This is a genomic window from Streptomyces sp. NPDC037013 (assembly GCF_055607265.1).
Genome location: NZ_JBVJRV010000006.1, coordinates 340,270 through 359,703 on the forward strand (window position 1 = coordinate 340,270; position 19,434 = coordinate 359,703).

General features: G+C 71.9%; 14 protein-coding genes. 4 read left to right on the top strand and 10 right to left on the bottom strand.

All coding sequences use genetic code 11. The features are described from left to right. Positions 1 to 109 precede the first annotated feature (109 nt). Positions 110 to 2,299 (bottom strand): ATP-binding SpoIIE family protein phosphatase, encoded by a 2,190-nt coding sequence (locus ACZ7DY_RS23775; protein ID WP_471138179.1) that lies wholly within the window; start codon positions 2,297 to 2,299, stop codon positions 110 to 112. A gap of 160 nt (positions 2,300 to 2,459) precedes the next feature. On the opposite strand from ACZ7DY_RS23775, the gene aspS reads away from it, so the two are divergent. After that, positions 2,460 to 4,223 (top strand): aspartate--tRNA ligase, encoded by a 1,764-nt coding sequence (gene aspS, locus ACZ7DY_RS23780; protein WP_471138181.1) that lies wholly within the window; start codon positions 2,460 to 2,462, stop codon positions 4,221 to 4,223. A 110-nt stretch (positions 4,224 to 4,333) separates the two neighbouring features. Here aspS and ACZ7DY_RS23785 read toward each other — a convergent pair whose 3' ends face one another. The 3 genes from ACZ7DY_RS23785 to ACZ7DY_RS23795 all read right to left on the bottom strand — a co-directional run bounded on the left by ACZ7DY_RS23785 (position 4,334) and on the right by ACZ7DY_RS23795 (position 6,296). After that, positions 4,334 to 4,513, bottom strand: a complete 180-nt coding sequence (locus ACZ7DY_RS23785) for a hypothetical protein (protein ID WP_471138183.1) — start codon at positions 4,511 to 4,513, stop codon at positions 4,334 to 4,336. Positions 4,514 to 4,605: 92 nt separating this feature from the next. Continuing rightward, a complete protein-coding gene (locus tag ACZ7DY_RS23790; RefSeq protein WP_471138185.1) occupies positions 4,606 to 5,310 on the bottom strand; it encodes a TetR/AcrR family transcriptional regulator in 705 nt (234 codons plus the stop codon). Between the two features lie 110 nt (positions 5,311 to 5,420). After that, positions 5,421 to 6,296 carry an NAD(P)-dependent oxidoreductase gene (locus tag ACZ7DY_RS23795; RefSeq protein WP_471138186.1) on the bottom strand — a complete coding sequence of 292 codons (876 nt, stop codon included), beginning with the start codon at positions 6,294 to 6,296 and terminating at the stop codon, positions 5,421 to 5,423. Positions 6,297 to 6,404: 108 nt separating this feature from the next. On the opposite strand from ACZ7DY_RS23795, the gene ACZ7DY_RS23800 reads away from it, so the two are divergent. Next, a complete protein-coding gene (locus ACZ7DY_RS23800; RefSeq protein ID WP_471138187.1) occupies positions 6,405 to 7,094 on the top strand; it encodes a TetR/AcrR family transcriptional regulator in 690 nt (229 codons plus the stop codon). 88 nt (positions 7,095 to 7,182) lie between these two features. Here ACZ7DY_RS23800 and metG read toward each other — a convergent pair whose 3' ends face one another. Continuing rightward, on the bottom strand, positions 7,183 to 8,811 hold the full coding sequence (gene metG, locus ACZ7DY_RS23805; RefSeq protein WP_471138189.1) for a methionine--tRNA ligase: 1,629 nt from the start codon (positions 8,809 to 8,811) through the stop codon (positions 7,183 to 7,185). Positions 8,812 to 8,901: 90 nt separating this feature from the next. After that, complete coding sequence (locus ACZ7DY_RS23810) at positions 8,902 to 10,071, bottom strand: VWA domain-containing protein (protein ID WP_471138191.1); 1,170 nt, start codon at positions 10,069 to 10,071, stop codon at positions 8,902 to 8,904. Between the two features lie 629 nt (positions 10,072 to 10,700). Between ACZ7DY_RS23810 and ACZ7DY_RS23815 the strand changes: the two genes are divergently transcribed. Then, positions 10,701 to 12,815 carry a PhoX family protein gene (locus ACZ7DY_RS23815; RefSeq protein WP_471138192.1) on the top strand — a complete coding sequence of 705 codons (2,115 nt, stop codon included), beginning with the start codon at positions 10,701 to 10,703 and terminating at the stop codon, positions 12,813 to 12,815. A gap of 125 nt (positions 12,816 to 12,940) precedes the next feature. Here the strand turns inward: ACZ7DY_RS23815 and ACZ7DY_RS23820 are convergent, their stop codons facing one another. Next, entirely contained in the window at positions 12,941 to 14,155 is a 1,215-nt protein-coding gene (locus tag ACZ7DY_RS23820; protein ID WP_471138193.1) for a hypothetical protein, read from the bottom strand. A gap of 196 nt (positions 14,156 to 14,351) precedes the next feature. Beyond that, complete coding sequence (locus ACZ7DY_RS23825) at positions 14,352 to 15,326, bottom strand: LysR family transcriptional regulator (protein WP_471138195.1); 975 nt, start codon at positions 15,324 to 15,326, stop codon at positions 14,352 to 14,354. A 221-nt stretch (positions 15,327 to 15,547) separates the two neighbouring features. Here ACZ7DY_RS23825 and snpA point away from each other — a divergent pair, with 221 nt between their 5' ends. Continuing rightward, entirely contained in the window at positions 15,548 to 16,201 is a 654-nt protein-coding gene (snpA, locus tag ACZ7DY_RS23830; RefSeq protein ID WP_471138197.1) for a snapalysin, read from the top strand. 97 nt (positions 16,202 to 16,298) lie between these two features. Here the strand turns inward: snpA and ACZ7DY_RS23835 are convergent, their stop codons facing one another. Further along, entirely contained in the window at positions 16,299 to 18,302 is a 2,004-nt protein-coding gene (locus ACZ7DY_RS23835) for an FUSC family protein (RefSeq protein WP_471138200.1), read from the bottom strand. A 44-nt stretch (positions 18,303 to 18,346) separates the two neighbouring features. Further along, complete coding sequence (locus tag ACZ7DY_RS23840; protein WP_471138202.1) at positions 18,347 to 19,432, bottom strand: endonuclease/exonuclease/phosphatase family protein; 1,086 nt, start codon at positions 19,430 to 19,432, stop codon at positions 18,347 to 18,349. Positions 19,433 to 19,434 lie beyond the last annotated feature (2 nt).

The window sequence follows — 19,434 nt, forward strand, 5'->3', positions numbered from 1 at the left end:
GACCTTCGGGCCGGCCCGCACCCGACAGCGCTGATCAGCCCCCTCAGGGGCGCGGGGAACTGCGCGAGCGGTCATTCGGACCACGTCGGCCGGATCGTGCGGGCGAGGTCTAGTCCGTACCCCCGCCGGAGGCGCCCTCGTACAGTTCGAACCAGATGCTCTTCCCGTCCCCCCGAGGATCCACCCCCCACGCGTGGGCCAGCAGCTCCATCAGGACGAGGCCGCGTCCGGACGACGCCAGCTCGCCGGGATGGCGCTTGTGGGGAAGGTCGTCGCTGCCGTCCGCGACCTCCGCCCGCAGCCGCCGCAGCCCCGGCTCACCCGTGACCTCGGCGACCAGCATCGCGTCGCCGTCCGTGTGGACGAGGACGTTGGTGAGCATCTCGGAGACCATCAGGACCGCCGAGTCGACCTGGTCGTCGTCGGCCCAGTCGTGCAGCAGGTCCCGCAGATGGCGGCGGGCCCCCGCGACGCGCTCCGGTTCGGCCTGGGCGACGGTCAGGACGGTGCGGCGGGCGTCCGCGCGCTGTTCGGGCCGGCTCGTGCGGCTGAGCAGCAGGACGGCTATGTCGTCCTCGCGGCGGTCGGCGAGCGGGCCCGTCATGTGGTGCGAGGAGGGCCCGTGCACGGCCTGTACGAGGGAGTCGGCCAGGAGTTCGAGCGCGTCGGGCTCGTCCTGGCCGGGGAACTCCTCCAGGACCGTCCTGATCCGCGACCAGCCGCTGTCCAGGTCGTGGCCGCCCGTCTCGATGAGCCCGTCGGTGCAGACCAGCATGGTCTCGCCGGCCTCCAGGACGAGGCGGGTGGTGGGGTAGTCCGCGTCCGGGTCGATGCCAAGGGGCAGGCCACCCGCGGTGGGGCGCAGCAGAACCGTTCCGTCACTCATGCGTATCGCGGGCTCCGGGTGTCCGGCGCGGGCGATCTCCAGGACGCCGGTCGCCGGGTCGGCCTCCACGTACAGGCAGGTCGCGAAGCGCGGGTCGTACTCGGTGGCCTCCTGGGCGCCCGAGCCGCTCGACCCGCTCGACCCGTAGGTGATGGACTCGGTGATCCCGGAGAGGAAGCGGGTGGCGCGGGAGAGGACCGCGTCGGGCCTGTGCCCCTCGGAGGCGTACGCGCGCAGGGCGATCCGCAGCTGCCCCATCAGCCCCGCCGCCCGCACGTCGTGCCCCTGCACGTCGCCGATGACGAAGGCGATGCGGCCGCTGGGCAGCGGGATCATGTCGTACCAGTCGCCGCCGACCTGGAGCCCGCCGCCGGTCGGCACATAGCGGGCGGCGACGCACATCCCCGGGATCTGCGGGCCGAGCATCGGCAGCATCGAGCGCTGCAGCCCCTCCGTCAGCTCCCGCTCGGACTCCGCGACCCCGGCCCGCGAGAGGGCCTGCGCCAGCATCCGCGCGACGGTCGTCAGGACGGAGCGCTCGTCGGGCGTGAACGAGACGGGATACGTGAAGGCCGCCATCCACGCGCCCATCGTGCGGCCCGCGACGGTCAGCGGCAGGAACGCCCACGACTGCCGTTCGAAGCGGCTGGCCAGCGGCCAGGCGGCCGGGTAGCGCCTGCGGTAGTCCTCCGGGGTGGAGAGGTAGACCGCACGCCCGGTGCGCACCACCTCGGCGGCCGGATAGTCGGTGTCCACCGGCATCGCGGAGAAGGGCCCGTCGTCGCCGGGCTGGTGGCCGTGGTGCCCGATGATCGTCAGCCGTTCGCCCTCGACCCCGAAGACGGCGAGCCCGTCCGGCGAGAAACCCGGCATGGAGAGCCCGGAGGCGACCCTGAGGACCTCCTCCGTGGAGCGCGCCTCGGCGAGCGCCCGCCCGGCGTCGAGCAGGAACGCCTCGCGGGAGCGGCGCCAGTCGCCGGTGACGGGGGTGCGGGCGGCGGTGCCCGGCGCGGGCTCGGTGACCTCCTGGAGGGTGCCGATCAGCTCGTACGCCTCGGTGGCGCCGTGCAGCACGGGCTTGGACCGGCTCCGCACGGTGCGCAGGACGTGCCGGCCCGTCTCGTCCATGATCCGCAGCCGGGCCTCGGCGAGGGTGCCCTCGGCGACGGCGAGCTGGACGGTCCCGTAGATCTCGTTCCAGTCGACGGGGTGGAAGCGGGAGCGCACGGCCGCCTCGGTGAGGGTCTGGGCGCGCGGGGGCAGCCCGAGCAGGCGGGCCGCCTCGGCGTCGAGCGTGACGGTCCCCGTGGCGTTGTCCCAGCGCCACAGCCCCGTCGCGATGGCCGTCAGGACGTCCCGTACGGGTGGCAGGGAGTCGTCCCCCACCCGCGGCAGGGGATCGTCGGTGCGCATTGACCCACTTTAGGAAGATGTGCGGGGCACCGCCACCGAGCGCCGTCCCGCCGGGGCCGCCGCGGGGGTCGCCGCGGATATCCGGAAACCGATCTTCGCCCGGACGGTAGCCTTGGGGGGTCTGCTCTCTCCCCTATTCGCGAAGACTGGATGAACGACGATGCATCGGTACAGGTCCCACACCTGCGGCGAGCTCCGCGCCTCTGACGTCGGCACCGACGTCCGGCTGAGCGGCTGGCTGCACAATCGCCGAGACCTGGGCGGCATTCTCTTCATCGATCTCCGTGATCACTACGGCATCACGCAGCTGGTGGCCCGCCCGGGCACCAAGGCCGCCGAGGTCCTGGACAAGCTGTCCAAGGAGACCGTCGTCCGCGTCGACGGCAAGGTCGTCTCGCGCGGCGCGGAGAACGTGAACGCGGAGCTGCCCACCGGCGAGGTCGAGATCGAGGCCTCGGACGTCGAGGTGCTCGGCGCGGCCGGCCCGCTGCCCTTCACGATCAACGCCGAGGACGGCGTGAACGAGGAGCGCCGCCTGGAGTACCGCTTCCTCGACCTGCGCCGCGAGCGCATGCACCGCAACATCATGCTGCGCAGCGCCGTGATCGCCTCGATCCGCTCGAAGATGGTGGCCCTCGGCTTCAACGAGATGGCGACGCCGATCCTCACCGCGACCTCCCCCGAGGGCGCCCGCGACTTCGTCGTCCCGTCCCGCCTGAACCCCGGCAAGTTCTACGCGCTGCCGCAGGCCCCCCAGCAGTTCAAGCAGCTGCTGATGATCTCGGGCTTCGACCGGTACTTCCAGATCGCGCCGTGCTTCCGCGACGAGGACGCCCGCGCGGACCGCTCGCCGGGCGAGTTCTACCAGCTCGACGTCGAGATGAGCTTCGTGGAGCAGGAGGACGTCTTCCAGCCCATCGAGAAGCTGATGACGGAGCTCTTCACGGAGTTCGGCGGCGGCCGCGAGGTCACCTCGCCCTTCCCGCGCATCCCGTTCCGCGAGTCGATGCTGAAGTACGGCAACGACAAGCCGGACCTGCGCGCCAAGCTCGAACTGCACGACATCACGGACATCTTCGCGGGCTCCGACTTCAAGGCCTTCGCCGGCAAGCACGTGCGCGCGCTGCCGGTGCCGGACACCGCCTCGCAGTCCCGCAAGTTCTTCGACGGCCTCGGGGATTACGCGGTCGAGCAGGGCGCGAAGGGCCTGGCCTGGGTGCGCGTCGCCGAGGACGGTTCGCTGACGGGCCCGATCGCGAAGTTCCTCACCGAGGAGAACGTGGCGGAGCTGACCAAGCGCCTCGGCCTGGAGGCCGGTCACGCCGTCTTCTTCGGCGCGGGTGAGTTCGACGAGGTCTCGAAGATCATGTCGGCCGTCCGCGTCGAGGCCGCCAAGCGCGCCGGCCACTTCGAGGAGGGCGTCTTCCGCTTCTGCTGGATCGTCGACTTCCCGATGTACGAGAAGGACGAGGAGACCGGCAAGATCGACTTCTCCCACAACCCGTTCTCGATGCCGCAGGGCGGCATGAAGGACCTGGAGGAGAAGGACCCGCTCGACATCCTGGCGTGGCAGTACGACATCGTCTGCAACGGCATCGAGCTCTCCTCCGGCGCCATCCGGAACCACGAGCCCGAGGTCATGCTCAAGGCCTTCGAGATCGCGGGGTACGACGCGGAGACCGTCGAGCACGAGTTCGCGGGCATGCTGCGCGCGTTCCGCCTCGGCGCCCCGCCGCACGGTGGCATCGCCCCGGGCGTCGACCGCATCGTGATGCTCCTCGCCGACGAGCCGAACATCCGCGAGACGATCGCGTTCCCGCTCAACGGCAACGCGCAGGACCTGATGATGGGCGCCCCGACGGAGCTGGACGAGAGCCGGCTGCGCGAGCTGAACATCTCGCTGCGGAAGCCCGCGGCGCAGTAGCGGTATCCCCCGCGGCGGGGTGACGTCGCGCGAATGGCCCCGGAACCCAAGGGTTCCGGGGCCATTCGCTTGCTTCGTCGTCGTATACCCGTGCGTCCGGGCCGGGCGCGCTACACCGCCTGCGTGCGGGTGGAGTTGGCCTCTGCCTCGGCCCACTCCGTGACCAACTCCTCGTAGACGAGGCGCTCGTCGGGACGGAGGCGTCCGCCCGCGCGCAGCCATAGCGCACGGATGTCCTCATTGACCTCGTCGGCAGTGCGTCGCCGGTCGGGGGAGGGAGTCGTGGCCATGTCGTGAAGCTTACGTAGGCAGGTGTGAAGGCGGCGTCAATTCAAGCCGTCTCACCGCATGACATAGCTCACCGTGACGTGTGACACCCGCCTCAGTGGGCAGTCGAACCGAGCCGGGACCTCAGCCCGTCGAGCATCCGCTGGAGCCCGTAGTCGAAGGCCGCCTCGCGCTCCTGCGCCGGGTCACCGCCCCCCGCGCCCCGCTCGTCCGCCGCCCCCGCGCCCCGCAGGCTCTCCGCGAACTCCCGCTCGGACCTGCCGCTTCGGGCGATCAGCGAGAGGTACGCGGCCTCGCTGATCGCCATGCCGATGACGTACGAGATGACGGTGTTCAGGGCCAACTCGGTCTCGTCCGCGGGGAATCCGGCCGTACGGTACACCGCCGCCATGCGCTCCGACATCTTCGTCACGTTCGGTCCGAGGTGGATGAGGCCGACCTGGCCCAGCACGGAGGCGACCCAGGGGTGGCGGAGAATCATCGCTCGCAGGCTGTACGCGCTGTCGGCGGCGGCCTCGCGCCACTGCCCCGGGGTGTCGGCGGCGGGCACCACGAGCTCCCCGTAGACCTCGTCGACGACCAGCTCGATCAGCTCGTCCTTGTTGGCGACGTGCCGGTAGAGGGAGGTGGCGCCGGCGTCGAGGCGGTTGCCGAGCTTGCGCATGCTGAGGGCCTCGAGACCGTCCGCGTCGAGCAGCCGCACGGCCTCGGCCACGATCTGCTCCCGGCTGAGCTGCTCCCGCTGCCGGCGCGGACGGGTCCACACCGAGGCGATCTCGGACTTCGGGTCGGCGGGCATGGAAACCTCCAGAGGCATACGGCGTACCGGCTCCCCCCACGGTAGCGCACGCTGTACGCACCCAGCGCACAGCGCTCCCGCGACCACCTGAGCCTCCCGCTCCCGGGGCCTCACTCCCCCTTGAGGAGATCCACGGCCCGGGAGAAGCTGTCCGCCCCGTGCCCCGCCGCGACGAGCCGCCGGAAGATGTCGTGCACGGCCGCCGGGAAGGCCGTGTCCACGCCCGCGTCGGCGACGGTGTGGACGACGTGCTCCATGCTGGCCAGGCCCATCGCGGTGCGGTCGACGTCGCCGGCGTGGTCGCCGGCGTCGACGCGGGGCGAGTAGAAGTCGATGAAGTGCCCCATGCCCGCGAAGTTCTCGGCGGCGTACGGGGCGAGCTCCGTGGCCTTGATGCCGTGGGCGGCGGCCACGGCGACGGCCTGCCAGTAGGCCATCATCGACGGCCAGAAGATGGCCATGTTCAGCTGGTACATGAGCGCGGCGAGCCCCGGGTCCTCGCCCCGGTGGTCGGTCCTGCCGGTGATGACCTCGAGGTCGGTGCGGTACCGCTCGTACGTGGCGAGGGGCCCGCTGTAGAACGTCGAGGCGTCCGGGGTGCCGATGAGCGGCGGCGGACACAGCACGCCGCCGGTCAGCTGCGTCCCGCCGAGCCCGGCCACCCAGCGGGCGCCATCCCGCGCCTTCTGCGGGGTGTCGGAGCTGAGGTTCACGAGCGTGCGGCCGGCGAGGGCGTGCCGGGCCGGTTCGAGGATCGCGTACATGGCGTCGAAGTCGGTCAGGCTGAGGATCACCAACTCGTTGGCCGCGAGGGCCTGTTCGACGGTGGGGGCGAGTATCGCGCCGCGCTCCACGAGGGCGTCGGCGCGGGACGGGGTGCGGTTCCAGAGGGTGACGCGGTAGCCGCGGTCGAGGTAGGCGGCGGCCATGGCCTGCCCCATGGGGCCGAGTCCGATGACGGTGACGGAAGGCGACGCGGAAGACATGCGCAACTCCATAAGGTGACTAGAACGATCGCTCTATCCAGCGCTCGGAGAAAACGTAGCACGCCTCTAGAACGAACGCTCTACTCACTGGGTCGATAAGATGGGGGGATGGTCCAGAAGAGCGCCCCGCCCGACGCGAGTCCCGAGCCACCCGAGCCACCCGAGTCGATCGCCGAGACACCCGGAGCGGCCGTGAAGCCCGAAAGCGCCGCGCCGCCCGAAGCGGCCCTGGGCACCCGCGACCGGATCGTCGTCGTCGCCGCGCGCCTCATCCAGCGCCAGGGGTACGTGGGCACCGGCATCAAGCAGATCGCCAAGGAGGCGGGGGCCACGCTCGGCTCCGTCTACCACTTCTTCCCCGGCGGGAAGGAGGCCGTCGCGGTCGCGGCGATCACGTACAGCGCCGAGGAGTTCGCGCGGATGCTGCGGGAGGGGCTGGCCGGTGACGGGCCGCCCGGCGCGGCCGTCGAGCGCGTCGCGGGCGAACTCGCCGTCGCCCTGCGGGAGTCCGGCTGGACGGATGGCTGCCCGGTCACGGCGGCGGCGCTGGAGACCCTCGGCACGGACTCCGGGATCCAGGAGGTGTGCGGGCGCGCGCTGCGCGGCTGGGAGCGGATCGTCGAGGAGAGGCTGCTCGCGTCGGGCTTCGGGCCGGACGACGCGCGCGAGGTGGCCACGACCGTGATCAGCACCCTGGAGGGCGCCGAGGTGACGGCACAGGTCTTGCGCAGCGAGGCCCCGTTGCGGACGGCGGGCCGCCAACTGGCCCGCCTGCTGGGCACGTACGCGAAGGGCTGAGCGCTCCCGCGTGAGGATGCAGAAAAGTCCCGCCGCCACCCCCTGATTCAGGGGCCCGCGCCGGGACTTTCCCGCACTCCTCGGGTCGTTACGCCGTCGGCTTCTCCTCCAGGCGCGGGAACAGGACCGCGCCCTTCGTCACCGTCGCGCCGGGCGCGAGGCGCCCCCACGTGGCCGCGTCCTGGACCTTCTGGTCCGCGAGCGCGCCCAGCGAAGGCTCGGCGCCGAGGGACTCCCAGAGCTTCTGCGAGGTGTCCGGCATGACGGGGTTGAGCAGGACCGCGGCGGCGCGCAGCGACTCCGCCGCCGTGTAGAGGATCGTCGCCAGGCGGGCCTTGCCCTCCGGGCTGTCGTCCTTGGCCACCTTCCACGGCTCCTGCTCCGTGATGTAGCCGTTGACCTGCTTCACGAAGTCGAAGATCGCCAGGATGCCGCCCTGGAAGTCCAGCTCGTCGCCGATCTTCCGGTCCGCCTCGGCGACCGCCTTCGCCAGTCCGTCCTGGACCGCCTTCTCGGCGCCGCCGGACGCGGTGGCCTCGGGCAGCTCGCCGCCGAAGTACTTGCCGACCATGGCGGCGACGCGCGAGGCGAGGTTGCCGTAGTCGTTGGCGAGCTCGGAGGTGTAGCGGGCCGTGAAGTCCTCCCACGAGAACGAGCCGTCGCTGCCGAAGGCGATCGCCCGCAGGAAGTACCAGCGGTAGGCGTCCACGCCGAAGTGCGAGGTCAGGTCCTGGGGCTTGATGCCCGTCAGGTTCGACTTCGACATCTTCTCGCCGCCGACCATCAGCCAGCCGTTGGCCGCGACCTTGCCGGGGACCGGCAGGCCCTGCGCGAGCAGCATCGCCGGCCAGATCACGGCGTGGAAGCGGAGGATGTCCTTGCCGACGAGGTGCACGTCGGCGGGGAAGGTCGACCTGAACTTCTCCTCGTCCGCGCCGTAGCCGACGGCGGTGGCGTAGTTCAGGAGGGCGTCGATCCAGACGTAGATGACGTGCTTGTCGTCCCAGGGGACCTTGACGCCCCAGTCGAACGTCGACCGGGAGATCGAGAGGTCCTGGAGGCCCTGCCGGACGAAGTTCACGACCTCGTTGCGGGCCGACTCGGGCTGGATGAAGTCGGGGTTCGCCTCGTACAGGGCGAGGAGCTTGTCGCCGTACTCGCTGAGCTTGAAGAAGTAGTTCTCCTCCTTGAGGAGCTCCACCGGCTTCTTGTGGATGGGGCAGAGCTTCTGCCCGGAGAACTCGCCCTCGCCGTCGATCAGGTCGCCGGGGAGCTTGTACTCCTCACAGCCCACGCAGTACGGGCCCTCGTAACCGCCCTTGTAGATCTCGCCCTTCTCGTAGAGATCCTGGACGAACTCCTGGACGCGGTCGGTGTGACGCTTCTCCGTCGTACGGATGAAATCGTCGTTCGCGATGTTCAGGTGCTCCCAGAGGGGCTTCCAGGCTTCGGTGACGAGCTTGTCGCACCACTCCTGGGGGGTGACGTCGTTCGCCTCGGCCGTGCGCATGATCTTCTGACCGTGCTCGTCCGTGCCGGTGAGGTACCACACCTTCTCGCCGCGCTGACGGTGCCAGCGCGTGAGCACGTCCCCTGCAACGGTCGTGTAGGCGTGGCCCAGGTGAGGAGCGTCGTTTACGTAGTAGATGGGGGTCGAGACGTAGAACGCCTTCGCGTTCTCGTCCGCTCCCTGCTTCTCGGATCCAGTGGCCGCCATGGTCGAAATCCTAACGGCCGGATGGAGATCGACTCACCTCGATATCAGGGTGTGGACCCGGCGACTCCGGTTGCCGGGTCCACGTCCGGGTCAGGGGCGCCAGGAGGCCAGCAGGCCCTCGTACAGCTCCTTGTCGGTGAGCTCGCGCGGGGCCGGGCCCGCGTGGAAGAAGGCCGCGTTCTCCGCCTTCAGCCTGCGGAGGTAGTCGAAGGCCTTCGCGTCGTGCTCGCCGAACGCGACGAACTGGAAGAAGAGGGGGTGCCGGGCCGCGTCCGCCAGGGCCTGGGTCGCCGGGCCCTTCGTGTCCGGGGCGCCGTCCGTCTGGAAGACCACCAGCGCGGGCCGGCCCGCGTGGTCGGACTTCTCGTAGTGCGAGACGACCTCTTCGATCGCGCGGTGGTAGCTGGTGCGGCCGAGGTGTCCGGCGGCCGCGTGCAGCTCGTCGACGCGGTTCTCGTACTCGGGGAGGGTGAGGGTGCCGGTGCCGTCGATGTCGGTGGAGAAGAAGACGACGTGCACGGTGGCCTCGGGGTCCGTGTGCGCGGCGAGCGCGAGGACCTGCTCGCCCAGGCTCTGGGCGGAGCCGTCCTTGTAGTACGGGCGCATGGAGCCGGAGCGGTCGAGGACGAGGTAGACGGGGGCGCGGGTTCCGGTGAGCCCGTTCTTCTTGAGGGCGGCACCGGCCGCCTTGTAGGCGTTGAGCAGGCCCGGGGCCTTGGAGCGGAGGCGGGGGGCGGGGGTGGCGGGCCCGGCCTTGGCCTCCGGCCGGGGGCTGGGCTCGGGGGTGGCCTGAGCCTCCGGCTCGGGGTCGGGCTCGGGGGTGACCTCAGCCTTCGGCTCGGACTCAGGGGCGCCCCCTTCATCGCTGCCCGGCACCGGGGGCTGTGCCCACCCGTCCCGCCCTGCGGGACGCTTGCCCACAGCGGTACCGGGCTCCGGCTCGGGGGTGTCCTCTGCATCCTGGCCCGATGCCGTGGGCGCGGCGGTGCCGGACTCCGGGGTGTCCGCTGCATCGCTGCCCGGCGCCGTGGATGTGGCGGTGCCGGTCTCCGCCTCGGGCTCGGGGGTGTCCTCTGCATCCTGGCCCGATGCCGTGGGCGCGGCGGTACCGGTCTCCGGCTCGGGCTTCGGGGCGCCTGCTGCATCGCTGGCCGGTGCCGTGGGTGCGGCGGTACCGGTCTCCGGCTCGGGCTTCGGGGTGGCCTCCGCCTTCGGTTCCGGGGCCGGCTCCGCCTTCGGTTCCGCCTTCGGTTCAGCCACCGGGGTCGGCTCCGCCTTCCGTTCCGGCTCCGCCTCCGCCTCCGGGGTCGTCTTCGGTTCACGTTCCGGAGAAGGGGTGGGGACCGTGATGTTGTCGAAGGCTGCTGCTACCAGGTCGTCCACCGTTGACGGTGACGGTTCCTGACTGGGGGACGGGACCGATGCCTTGGGGGGCGGGGTCGGCTCGGGGGACGGGGACGGGAGCGTCACCGTCACCGGGGGTGTCTCCTGCTCCGGCGCACTCGCACGCTCGGGCTCCCGAGCCTCCGGAACGCTCTCCTTGCGTGATCGTCCGAACGCGTTCCGCAGGCGGTTCAGAATGCCCATGTGCGCAACCCTTCGCGTGAGTTGATTCCGAAAATCCCTGGCCAGGGCGGACACGTAAGGTTAGCCGCCGCCGTACGTGATCTTGGGCAGGGTCGCCCTCCGTCACCCGCCCGAACCACCCCGGGACACACCCCCGGTCTCGTCCCCGGTCCCGTCCCCGGACACCTTCGCGGCAACTCCCCGCCGGGCGCCACGGATTCACGTTCCGTTCACCCGCAGGCCGCCGCCCTGCCGGACCCCGCGCCTAGCCTCACGGCGGAATCAAGCCACGCACCGAGGCATGTCACAACGACGGAGGAACCGTGCGCACACAGCTGCCGATCATCACCTCGCATCAGGGGAGCGGCGGCCGGTCCGCCCTGACCTGCCGGTTCCGCTGCGGGGACGCGTGCTTCGGCGAGGTGCCCAACACCAGTGAGAACGCCTACGTCGGTGACGTCATCGCCGGTGCCCTCAGCCGCCGTTCGATGATGCGCGCCGCCGCCGTCGTGACGGTCGCCGCCGCCGCGGGGGGCGCGCTCGTGGCGGGTCCGGGCGCCCCGGAAGCCGCCGCCGCCACCGGTACCGGCGGTACCGCCGACGCCGCCCGCCGCGCCGGTGGGCACAAGAGCAAGGGAGCGCGCGGACTGAGGTTCGCGCCCGTCGCGCCCAACACCGCCGACACCGTCACGATCCCCGCCGGATACGACCAGAACGTCGTCATCCGCTGGGGCGAGCCCATCCTGCGCGGCGCGCCCGCCTTCGACCCGGAGAAGCAGACCGCCGCGGCGCAGGCCGGTCAGTTCGGGTACAACAACGACTTCCTCAGCCTGCTGCCGCTCCACCGCGAGCACGGGCGTCAGCTCCTCGTCGCCAACCACGAGTACACGGACGAAGTCCTGATGTTCAAGGGGTACGACCCCGAGAACCCGACCCGCGAGCAGGTCGAGATCGCCTGGGCGGCCCACGGCCTCTCCGTCGTCGTGGTCGAGGGGGAGCGGCGCAACGGCAGGCTGCGTGCCGTCCCCCGCCACCACCTCAACCGGCGCCTCACCGCCACCAGCCGGTTCCGCCTGACCGGGCCGGCCGCCGGCAGCCCGCTCGTGCGCACGCAGGCCGACCCGCGCGGCACCACCGTCCTCGGCACGCTCAACAACTGCTCGGGCGGCACCACCCCGTGGGGCACCACCCTGCACGGCGAGGAGAACTTCAACCAGTACTTCGCCAACGCGGTGAAGGTCACCGACCCGACGGCCGCCGCCCGCCTGAAGCGGTACGGCGTCACCGGCGCGGCCTCCGAGCGCAAGTGGGAGCGGTTCGACCGGCGGTTCGACCTCGCCCAGGAGCCGAACGAGGCCAACCGGTTCGGCTGGGTCGTCGAACTCGACCCGTACGACCCGGACTCGACCCCGCGCAAGCGCACCGCGCTCGGCCGCTTCAAGCACGAGGCGGCGCAGCCGCGCCTGACGGACGACGGCCGTCCGGTCGTCTACATGGGCGACGACGAGAAGTTCGACTACTTCTACAAGTTCGTCGGCAGCAAGCGCATGGCCAAGGGCTCCTCGCGCGCCGCCCGCGAGCACAACCTGACCCTGCTCGACGAGGGCACCCTGTACGTCGCGAAGCTGACCGGCGACTCGCCCGCGGACGAGATCGACGGGAACGGCACGCTGCCGCAGGACGGTGAGTTCGACGGGAGCGGGACGTGGATCCCGCTCGCCACCGCAGGGCCCGGCGGCAAGGCCGTCAGCCACGTCGACGGCATGACCGCCGAGGAGGTGTACGTCTTCACGCGGCTCGCCGGTGACAAGGTGGGCGCCACGAAGATGGACCGGCCCGAGGACATCGAGCCGTCCCCGCACACCGGCAAGGTGTATGTCGCGCTGACGAACAACTCCGACCGCGGCAAGCCGGGCAAGGCGGGAGCGGACGAGGCCAACCCGCGCAACCTCAACAAGCACGGGCAGATCCTGGAGCTGACGGAGCGCAGGGGCCGCGCGGAGGCCACCACCTTCGGCTGGTCGCTCTTCCTCGTCGCCGGTGACCCGGAGGACCCCGCCACGTACTTCGCGGGCTTCCCCAAGGACCGGGTCTCCCCCATCTCCTGCCCGGACAACGTCGCCTTCGACCCGCACGGCAACCTGTGGATCTCCACGGACGGCAACCGACTGGGCTCCCACGACGGCCTGTTCGGCGTCGCCACGCGCGGGGAGCGGCGCGGCGAGCTCAAGCAGTTCCTGACCATGCCGGCCGGCGCCGAGACCTGCGGTCCGCTCGTTCAGGACCGGCGGGTGCTGGTCTCCGTGCAGCACCCGGGCGAGGTCGACGGGGCGTCGGTGGAGAAGCCGGCGAGCTCCTGGCCCGACGGTCCGGGACGCCTCGTGCGCCCGGCGGTCGTCGCGGTCTGGCGCGAGGACGGCTGCGACATCGGCGTCTGACCGGCCCCCGGTCCGGCCGCGGAAAGCACGCACGCCGTGAAGGCACGCTGTGAAGGGCACCCCGCACGCGCGGGGTGCCCTTCTGTGCTGTCCGTGGCCGGTCGCGTCCTGCCGTCGGCCGGAGGTCAGCCGTTCTGCTTGCGGCGGTACAGCGCGAAGCCGAGGCCGGCCGCGCCGAGCGCCGCCATGCCGCCGCCCGCGGCGATCAGCGGGGTGTCGTCGGAGACCGGGGTGACGCCGTCGGCGCCCGCCTTGACGCCACCGCGCGGGATGACCTGGTGGGCGTCGTTGCGCGGCTGCGGCTTGGTGCCGTTGTGGTGCGTGCCGCCGTTGTGGGTCCTGCCCTCGACCCAGCCCTTCATGGTGCCGTCCGGGTTGAGGACGAAGTGCGCCCCGTTGTGCTGGCCGTATGCCGGCTTGGTGCCGGACTGCTTCAGGGTGTCCCAGACGGTCTTCTTGCCGGTGTCGGGGGCCTTGGCGATCATGTCGGCCTCGTAGCCGTTCCTGACCTTGTAGACCTTCGCGTCGAAGCCGCTGCCGCCGAGGTTCTTGTACTCGCGGACGAAGACGCGCTTGCCGGCCGGGTTCGGCTTCGGCGGGGTGGGCTTGGCCTGCATGGTGATGGCGCCGCTGGGCGTGAGGGTGAAGGTGTTGCCGTCGATCTTCGTGGTGGCGGCCTTCTCGTACGCGGTGAGCGAGCCCTGGGCCTTGCCGTTCAGGGAGATCGCCGCCTTGGCGGTGCGGGCGGAGGCGTTGACGTCGACCTTGGCGGACCAGCCCTTGCCGAGGTCCGTGGTGCCCTTGGAGACCCAGCCGCCGGGGACGGGCTTGTCCTTGTCGTTCTCCTTGCCCTTGTCCTTCTCCACGATCTTGGCGGTGACGGTGCCGTCGGGGGAGAGGGTGAAGGTGCTGCCGTCGATGGTGGTGGAGGCGGCCTTCTCGTAGGCGGTGAGGGAGCCCTTGGCCGCGCCGTCCTTGGTGATCGCCGCCTTGGCGGTGCGGGCGGAGGCGTTGACGTCGACCCTGGCGGACCAGCCCTTGCCGAGCTCCGTGGTGCCCTTCGACTCCCAGCCGCCGGGGACGGGCTTGTCCTTGTCCTTGTCGGTCTTGTCCTGGTCGGTCTGGTCCTTGTCGGTGCCGTCCGTGGACTTGTCCTGGCCCTGGTCCTGGCCCTTGTCCTGATCCTGGTCCTTGGTGCCCGCCTGGTCGTCCTGCGCGACCTGGCCCTGCGGCGTGGAGGGCGCGTCCGCCGCGAACGCGGCCGTGGTCGGGACGGCGAGCGCGGCGATGGCTCCGGTGGCGATGGCGGCGGTACGGAAGGTACGGCGGGTGGCGCGCATGTGGTGACTTCCCTCGTGGCTACAGATCGAGCTGTCCGTTTTTGTGCCCCTTTGCGGTGGCGACAGACATGAAGTTACGGGCGCCGTATGTGCGTCATCCGTCGGAAATGTAACAAGTGGCCGCACGGTGGGGCTCGGAACCGTAACCCGGAGAAAAGTGCAGGTCAGAGGGGGTGTGGCCGGAGTCCGCCGAAGGTCACCGGGTGGCCGGGACCAAGGTCCCGCCCGCGCTTCCCCGGGTGTCGCCGGCCCGCAGCAGCCACTCCGTATAGGCGGTCGCCTGCCGTGCCGCCTCCCAGTACGCGGCCTCCAGCTCGCCGTAGACCGCGTCGAGCTCCTCTTCCGTGCGCGCCGCCAGCATGAGGCGTACGCCGAGGGGGTCGCCGTACAGGGGGCGTACGGCCATGTCGGGCCTGCCGCGCGAGGTCGGCTGGCAGAGGGTGACGACCTCGCCCGTGGCGACGAGGGAGGCGGCGGTGAGGTAATCGCCGTGCAGGACACGGGGGTTGAGCCCGGCCGCGGTCAGGACGCGGCGCAGGCCGTCCCATTCCCCGTCGACCGTGGGGTCCACCATCCAGCGGTCGTCCGCGAGGTCGGAGAGGCGGACGACGGGTTGGTCAGCCGCCGGGTGGTCGGCGGCGAGGGAGACGAACTGCGGCTCCCGGTCGAGGAGCACGCGTCTTCGCAGGGCTTCGGGCATGCGCAGCGGGCAGCCCTCCACCTCGTGCACGAAGGCGATGTCGAGCTGGCCCGCGGCCACCATGCGCAGCAGCGCGTTGGCGGAGACGTCCATCTGGAGCGACATCTCGGTGCCGGGCAGGCGGGCCCGCAGCCTGCGCAGCCAGCCCGGTATGGCGCGGCTGGCGGTGGAGCCGATGCGCAGCTGCGGTCCCTCGGCGGTGCGGGCCGCGGCGGCCTTCGTCTCGGCGACCAGGGCCCGCATCTCCGTGACGAGGGGGCGGGCGCGGCTGAGGACGACCCGGCCGAGCTGGGTGGGGCGGCAGCCGGTGCGTTCGCGGGAGAAGAGCTGGCCGCCGAGGGCGTGCTCGATGCGCCGCAGCTGCGTCGTCAGCGACGGCTGGCTCATGCCGAGCTGCCGTGCCGCCTTGTGCAGGCTGCCGGTGTCGGCGATGGCGCACAGCGCGCGGAGGTGCCTGACCTCGAGCTCCATGGGCGTGAGCGTAGAGGCGGTACGGCCGGTGCACCAGACGCTCAAACCCCATGAGAACCGGCCGTTCTGGGCGGGCCGGGTCCGGGTGATAGCCCGGGGCTATCGCGAGTTGCCATCATTCCCACGCGCCCCACGCTCCCCGACACTCACCGGTACCGAAACGTTCACCTTTCATCGACCGCCCCCACGCGGTGGTGGAACGAGTAGGGAGCCCCCCACACATGAACAAGCGTCACCTGTCTGTCGCGGCCGTCCTCGGCCTGGCCTTCGCCGGTCTCGGCGCGACCTCCGCCACGGCCACGACCGCGGCGCACGACGCCGGATCGGCCGCTCCGTCGTACACCCGGTACCAGGGGTCGGCCGCGGAGGCCAAGGCCAACAAGGCGTTCTTCGAGGCCGTCGTGAAGGCGGTCGCCGAGAAGCGCGCGGCGCACCCCGGCGCGAAGTCCGTGACCGTCGTCTACGACACGTCCGGCGCGCCCACCTTCGCCCGGCAGATAGCGTCCTCCGCGTCCATCTGGAACAGCGCCGTCTCCAACGTCAAGCTCCAGGCGGGCACTTCGGGCGCGAGCTTCAAGTACCGCGAGGGCAATGACCCGCGCGGCTCGTACGCGAGCACCGACGGCCACGGCGGCGGCTACATCTTCCTGGACTATGCGCAGAACAAAGAGTACGACTCGACGCGCGTCACCGCCCACGAGACCGGTCACGTCCTCGGTCTGCCGGACCACTACGAGGGCCCGTGCAGCGAGCTGATGTCGGGCGGCGGCCCCGGCCCGTCCTGCACCAACGCGCAGCCGGACGCGAACGAGCGGGCCCAGGTCGACCAGCTCTGGGCCAACGGGCTCGCCAAGGCGCTGCACAAGGTCCGCTGAGCGCGGGTCCCGAAGCGGTTTTTCTTCTGAGGTCGGCGGGGAGCCGTGGACCGGTCGTGGCCGGTCGCGCGGTTCCCCGCCCCCTTTTCCACCCGCTCTACCCACCCTGCGGTGACGCCACCGCCCGTGCCGCCGCCACCTCGTGGCGCAGGGGTTCCAGGACGCTCTCCTGGGGGCCGGTGAAGTCCACGTCGCCCTTCTCCAGGATCACCGATGCCCGGAGGCGGCCCGCGAGCCCCCGTAGTTCCCGGGCGACTTCGGCCACCTCGTCCGCCGTGGGCGCCTTCGCCCCGTGCCGGATGCGGACCCTCGCCGCGGTCGTGGCGTCCAGGATGCGTTCGACGGCGACGACCAGCGGCCACCACGCGGCGGCCCGGGTGCCGGTCGGCGGCGGCTCGGTCAGCGCGCGCTGGAACTCGGAGCGGATGACGGACAGGTCGCGGTAGAGGCCGCGGCGCATGCGGGCGCGCTCGGCGGGCTCCCCGTCGCTGCCGAACGCGCACTCCACGTACCGGGCGGTGTCCGCGACCGCGTCGGCGAGCCGGTCGCCGATCCGCGTGCCCCAGCTCTCCGGCCAGAGCAGATAGCCGGCGACGAGCGCGATGCCGCAGCCGATCAGGCTGTCGAGGAGGCGCGGCAGGACGAGGCCGAGGCCCTGGTGGTTGAGGATGTCGGAGAGCAGCAGGATGACGGGGGTGATCGCCGCCGTCTGGTAGCCGTAGCCGCGCGTGGTGAGGGCCGGGATGAGCGGGGCGAGCAGCATCATCACCGGCACGTCCCACCAGCCGTGCGGCACCTCGGCGAGGACGGCGGCCGCGAGGACGAGCCCGGCCGCGGTGCCGAGCGCGCGCAGCACGGCGCGCGAGAAGACCGAGCCGAAGTCGGGCTTGAGGACGAAGGTGACGGTGAGCGCCACCCAGTACGACCTCGGTACATCGATGAGGGAGACCAGGGCCTGGGCGATGCCGATGCACAGGGCCAGGCGCAGGCCGTAGCGCCATGAGGTGCCGGAGAGGATGACGTTGCGGGCGGCGCGGCGGGCCCGGACGCGGAGTGCGGCGGGCCGGCCGAGGCGGTCCTCGGTCTCGATGACGCCGAGCGGGTCGGGGTCGTCCAGCGTCTCGGCGGCGTGCAGCACGGCGTGGTCGAGGGCGCGGGCGGCGTGGTCCTGGGGTTCGGGGAGCCGGGCCGCGGTCCGGGTGCCGGGGCGCTCCCCCGTGGCGTGCGCGGGTGTGCCCCGCTCGACCGCGTCGGCCAGCGCGCGGACGGCGCCGGGTACTTCGGCGGGGAGGCGGACGCAGGCGTGCCGGGCGGCCTGGTCGGCGGCGGGTGCGGCCTCGACGACGGGGGTGAGGGCGTTCAACTGGGCGACGAGGCGGACCAGTTCCGGGTTGCGGCCGTGGTCGCGGGTGCGGCGGGCCAGGACGAGGTCGTAGGCCTGGTTGAGGGAGGCGGTGACCGCGGTGCGCGCCTCGTCGTACGCGTCCGTGCCCGCCGCCTCGAGCAGCGCGGCCACGGCGCGGTAGGAGGCGGCGACCGCGGCGCGTTCGGGGACGCCGGACCGCAGCGGCCAGGCGAGCAGGCCGAGGGCGAGGACGAGGAGTCCGCCGCCGGTCATCAGGAGCGGGGCGAGCCACCACTGGCCCGGCATGGGGAGTCCCGCGCCGACCACGGAGTTGAGGAGCAGGAGCAGCCCCGATACGGAGGCGACGGCGCCGATCGTCGACATCATGCCGGAGACCAGCGCGACGAGGGTGACCGCGCCGACCGCCACCCAGCCGTGGCCGAAGACGAGCGAGCCGAGGGTGACGCCGAGGGCGCCGAAGAGCTGCGGCACGGCGATGTTGAAGATCCGCATGCGGTAGGCGTCGGCGGTGTCGCCGATGACGCCGGAGAGGGCGCCCATGGAGGCGAGCGCGCCGTAGGAGGGCCGGTCCGCGAGGATGCCGAGGGCGAGGGGGAGGGCCATCGCGATGCCGGCGCGGGCCACGGCCGCCCAGGGGATGGGCGCGGACTGCGGTTTGAGGGACCTGACCAGCCAGTCGGGTGGGGCGAGCGGGCTCAGTGAGACCGGACGGGCGGAACGGGACTCTCGGGGCATGTGCCCATTATCGGCGGTTCATGTGTCCTGTTCCGGTCGGTGGATCAACGCCCTGTTTCCGGTTCGTGCAGGGTCAGGGTGAGGACGAGGGCCCGGTGGTCGGTGTGGCCGATCTCCAGGAGGCGGGCGTCGCGGGCGGCGAAGTCCGGGGTGGCGAGGACGTGGTCGATCTGCGCGCCGAGCGGCGCGGGCGCGGCGGCGGGCCAGCTCGGGGAGCGGGAAATACCGGCGAGCCGGGCGCCGTCGCGCATGCCCGTGTCGAGGATGGCGCGGAAGGCGGCGTGGTCCTGGGTGGCGTTGAAGTCCCCGGCGATGATGGTGGGTTCGCCGTCCCCGTCGGCGGCGTACTCCTCGATCTCCCCCAGTTCGGAGCGCCACAGGCCGACCCCGCGGGGCAGGGGCGGCATGGGGTGGGCGAGCTGGACGCGCACCGGATGGCCGCGCACGTCGGCGACGGCGCCGGGCATGCCGAGGGTGCCGTCGATGCCGGGCGCGCTCTTCAGCGGGACCTTGGCGAGGATGACGGAGCCCTCGGCGCCGTACGCGTCGACCGCCGCGCGGTAGGGGTAGTCGGCGTGCGGCAGTTCCTCGCGGAGCAGGGCGGCACAGCTGGGGTCGCACTCCTGGACGAAGAGCAGGTCGGGCCGTTCGTCGCGGACGGCGTCGATCAGTCCCCGGGTGCCGCCGCCGAATTCGACGTTCGACGTGAGGACGCGCAGGTCGGCGACGGCGGGCCCGTGCGGCGCGTCGGTGTTGCCGTAGGGCTCGATGTACCAGGCGAGGAGCCCGAGCACGGCGACTCCCCACACCATGCCGGTCCGCCACCGTCCGAGGAAGGCCATGAGGAGTCCCGCGGCGGCGGGCACGAGTAGCCAGGGCAGGAAGGCGAGGATCTGCGGCACGGGCGTGAACCCGTCGGAGCCGACGATCCGGAATCCGAGGACGGCGCTCACCCCGGCGAGGAGCAGCGCGGCGCCCCACGCCGCGGCCCGGCCCGTGCGCCGCGGGGCGGGCCCGGCCGTCTCCTCCCCGGCTGCGGGGTCAAGGACGGTGTCACCCGCGCCGCCGGTCCTGCTCGCGCTCTCCACGCCGTCCAAGGGAAGGGGCCTCTCGTCGTCGGTGCGCGGCATTC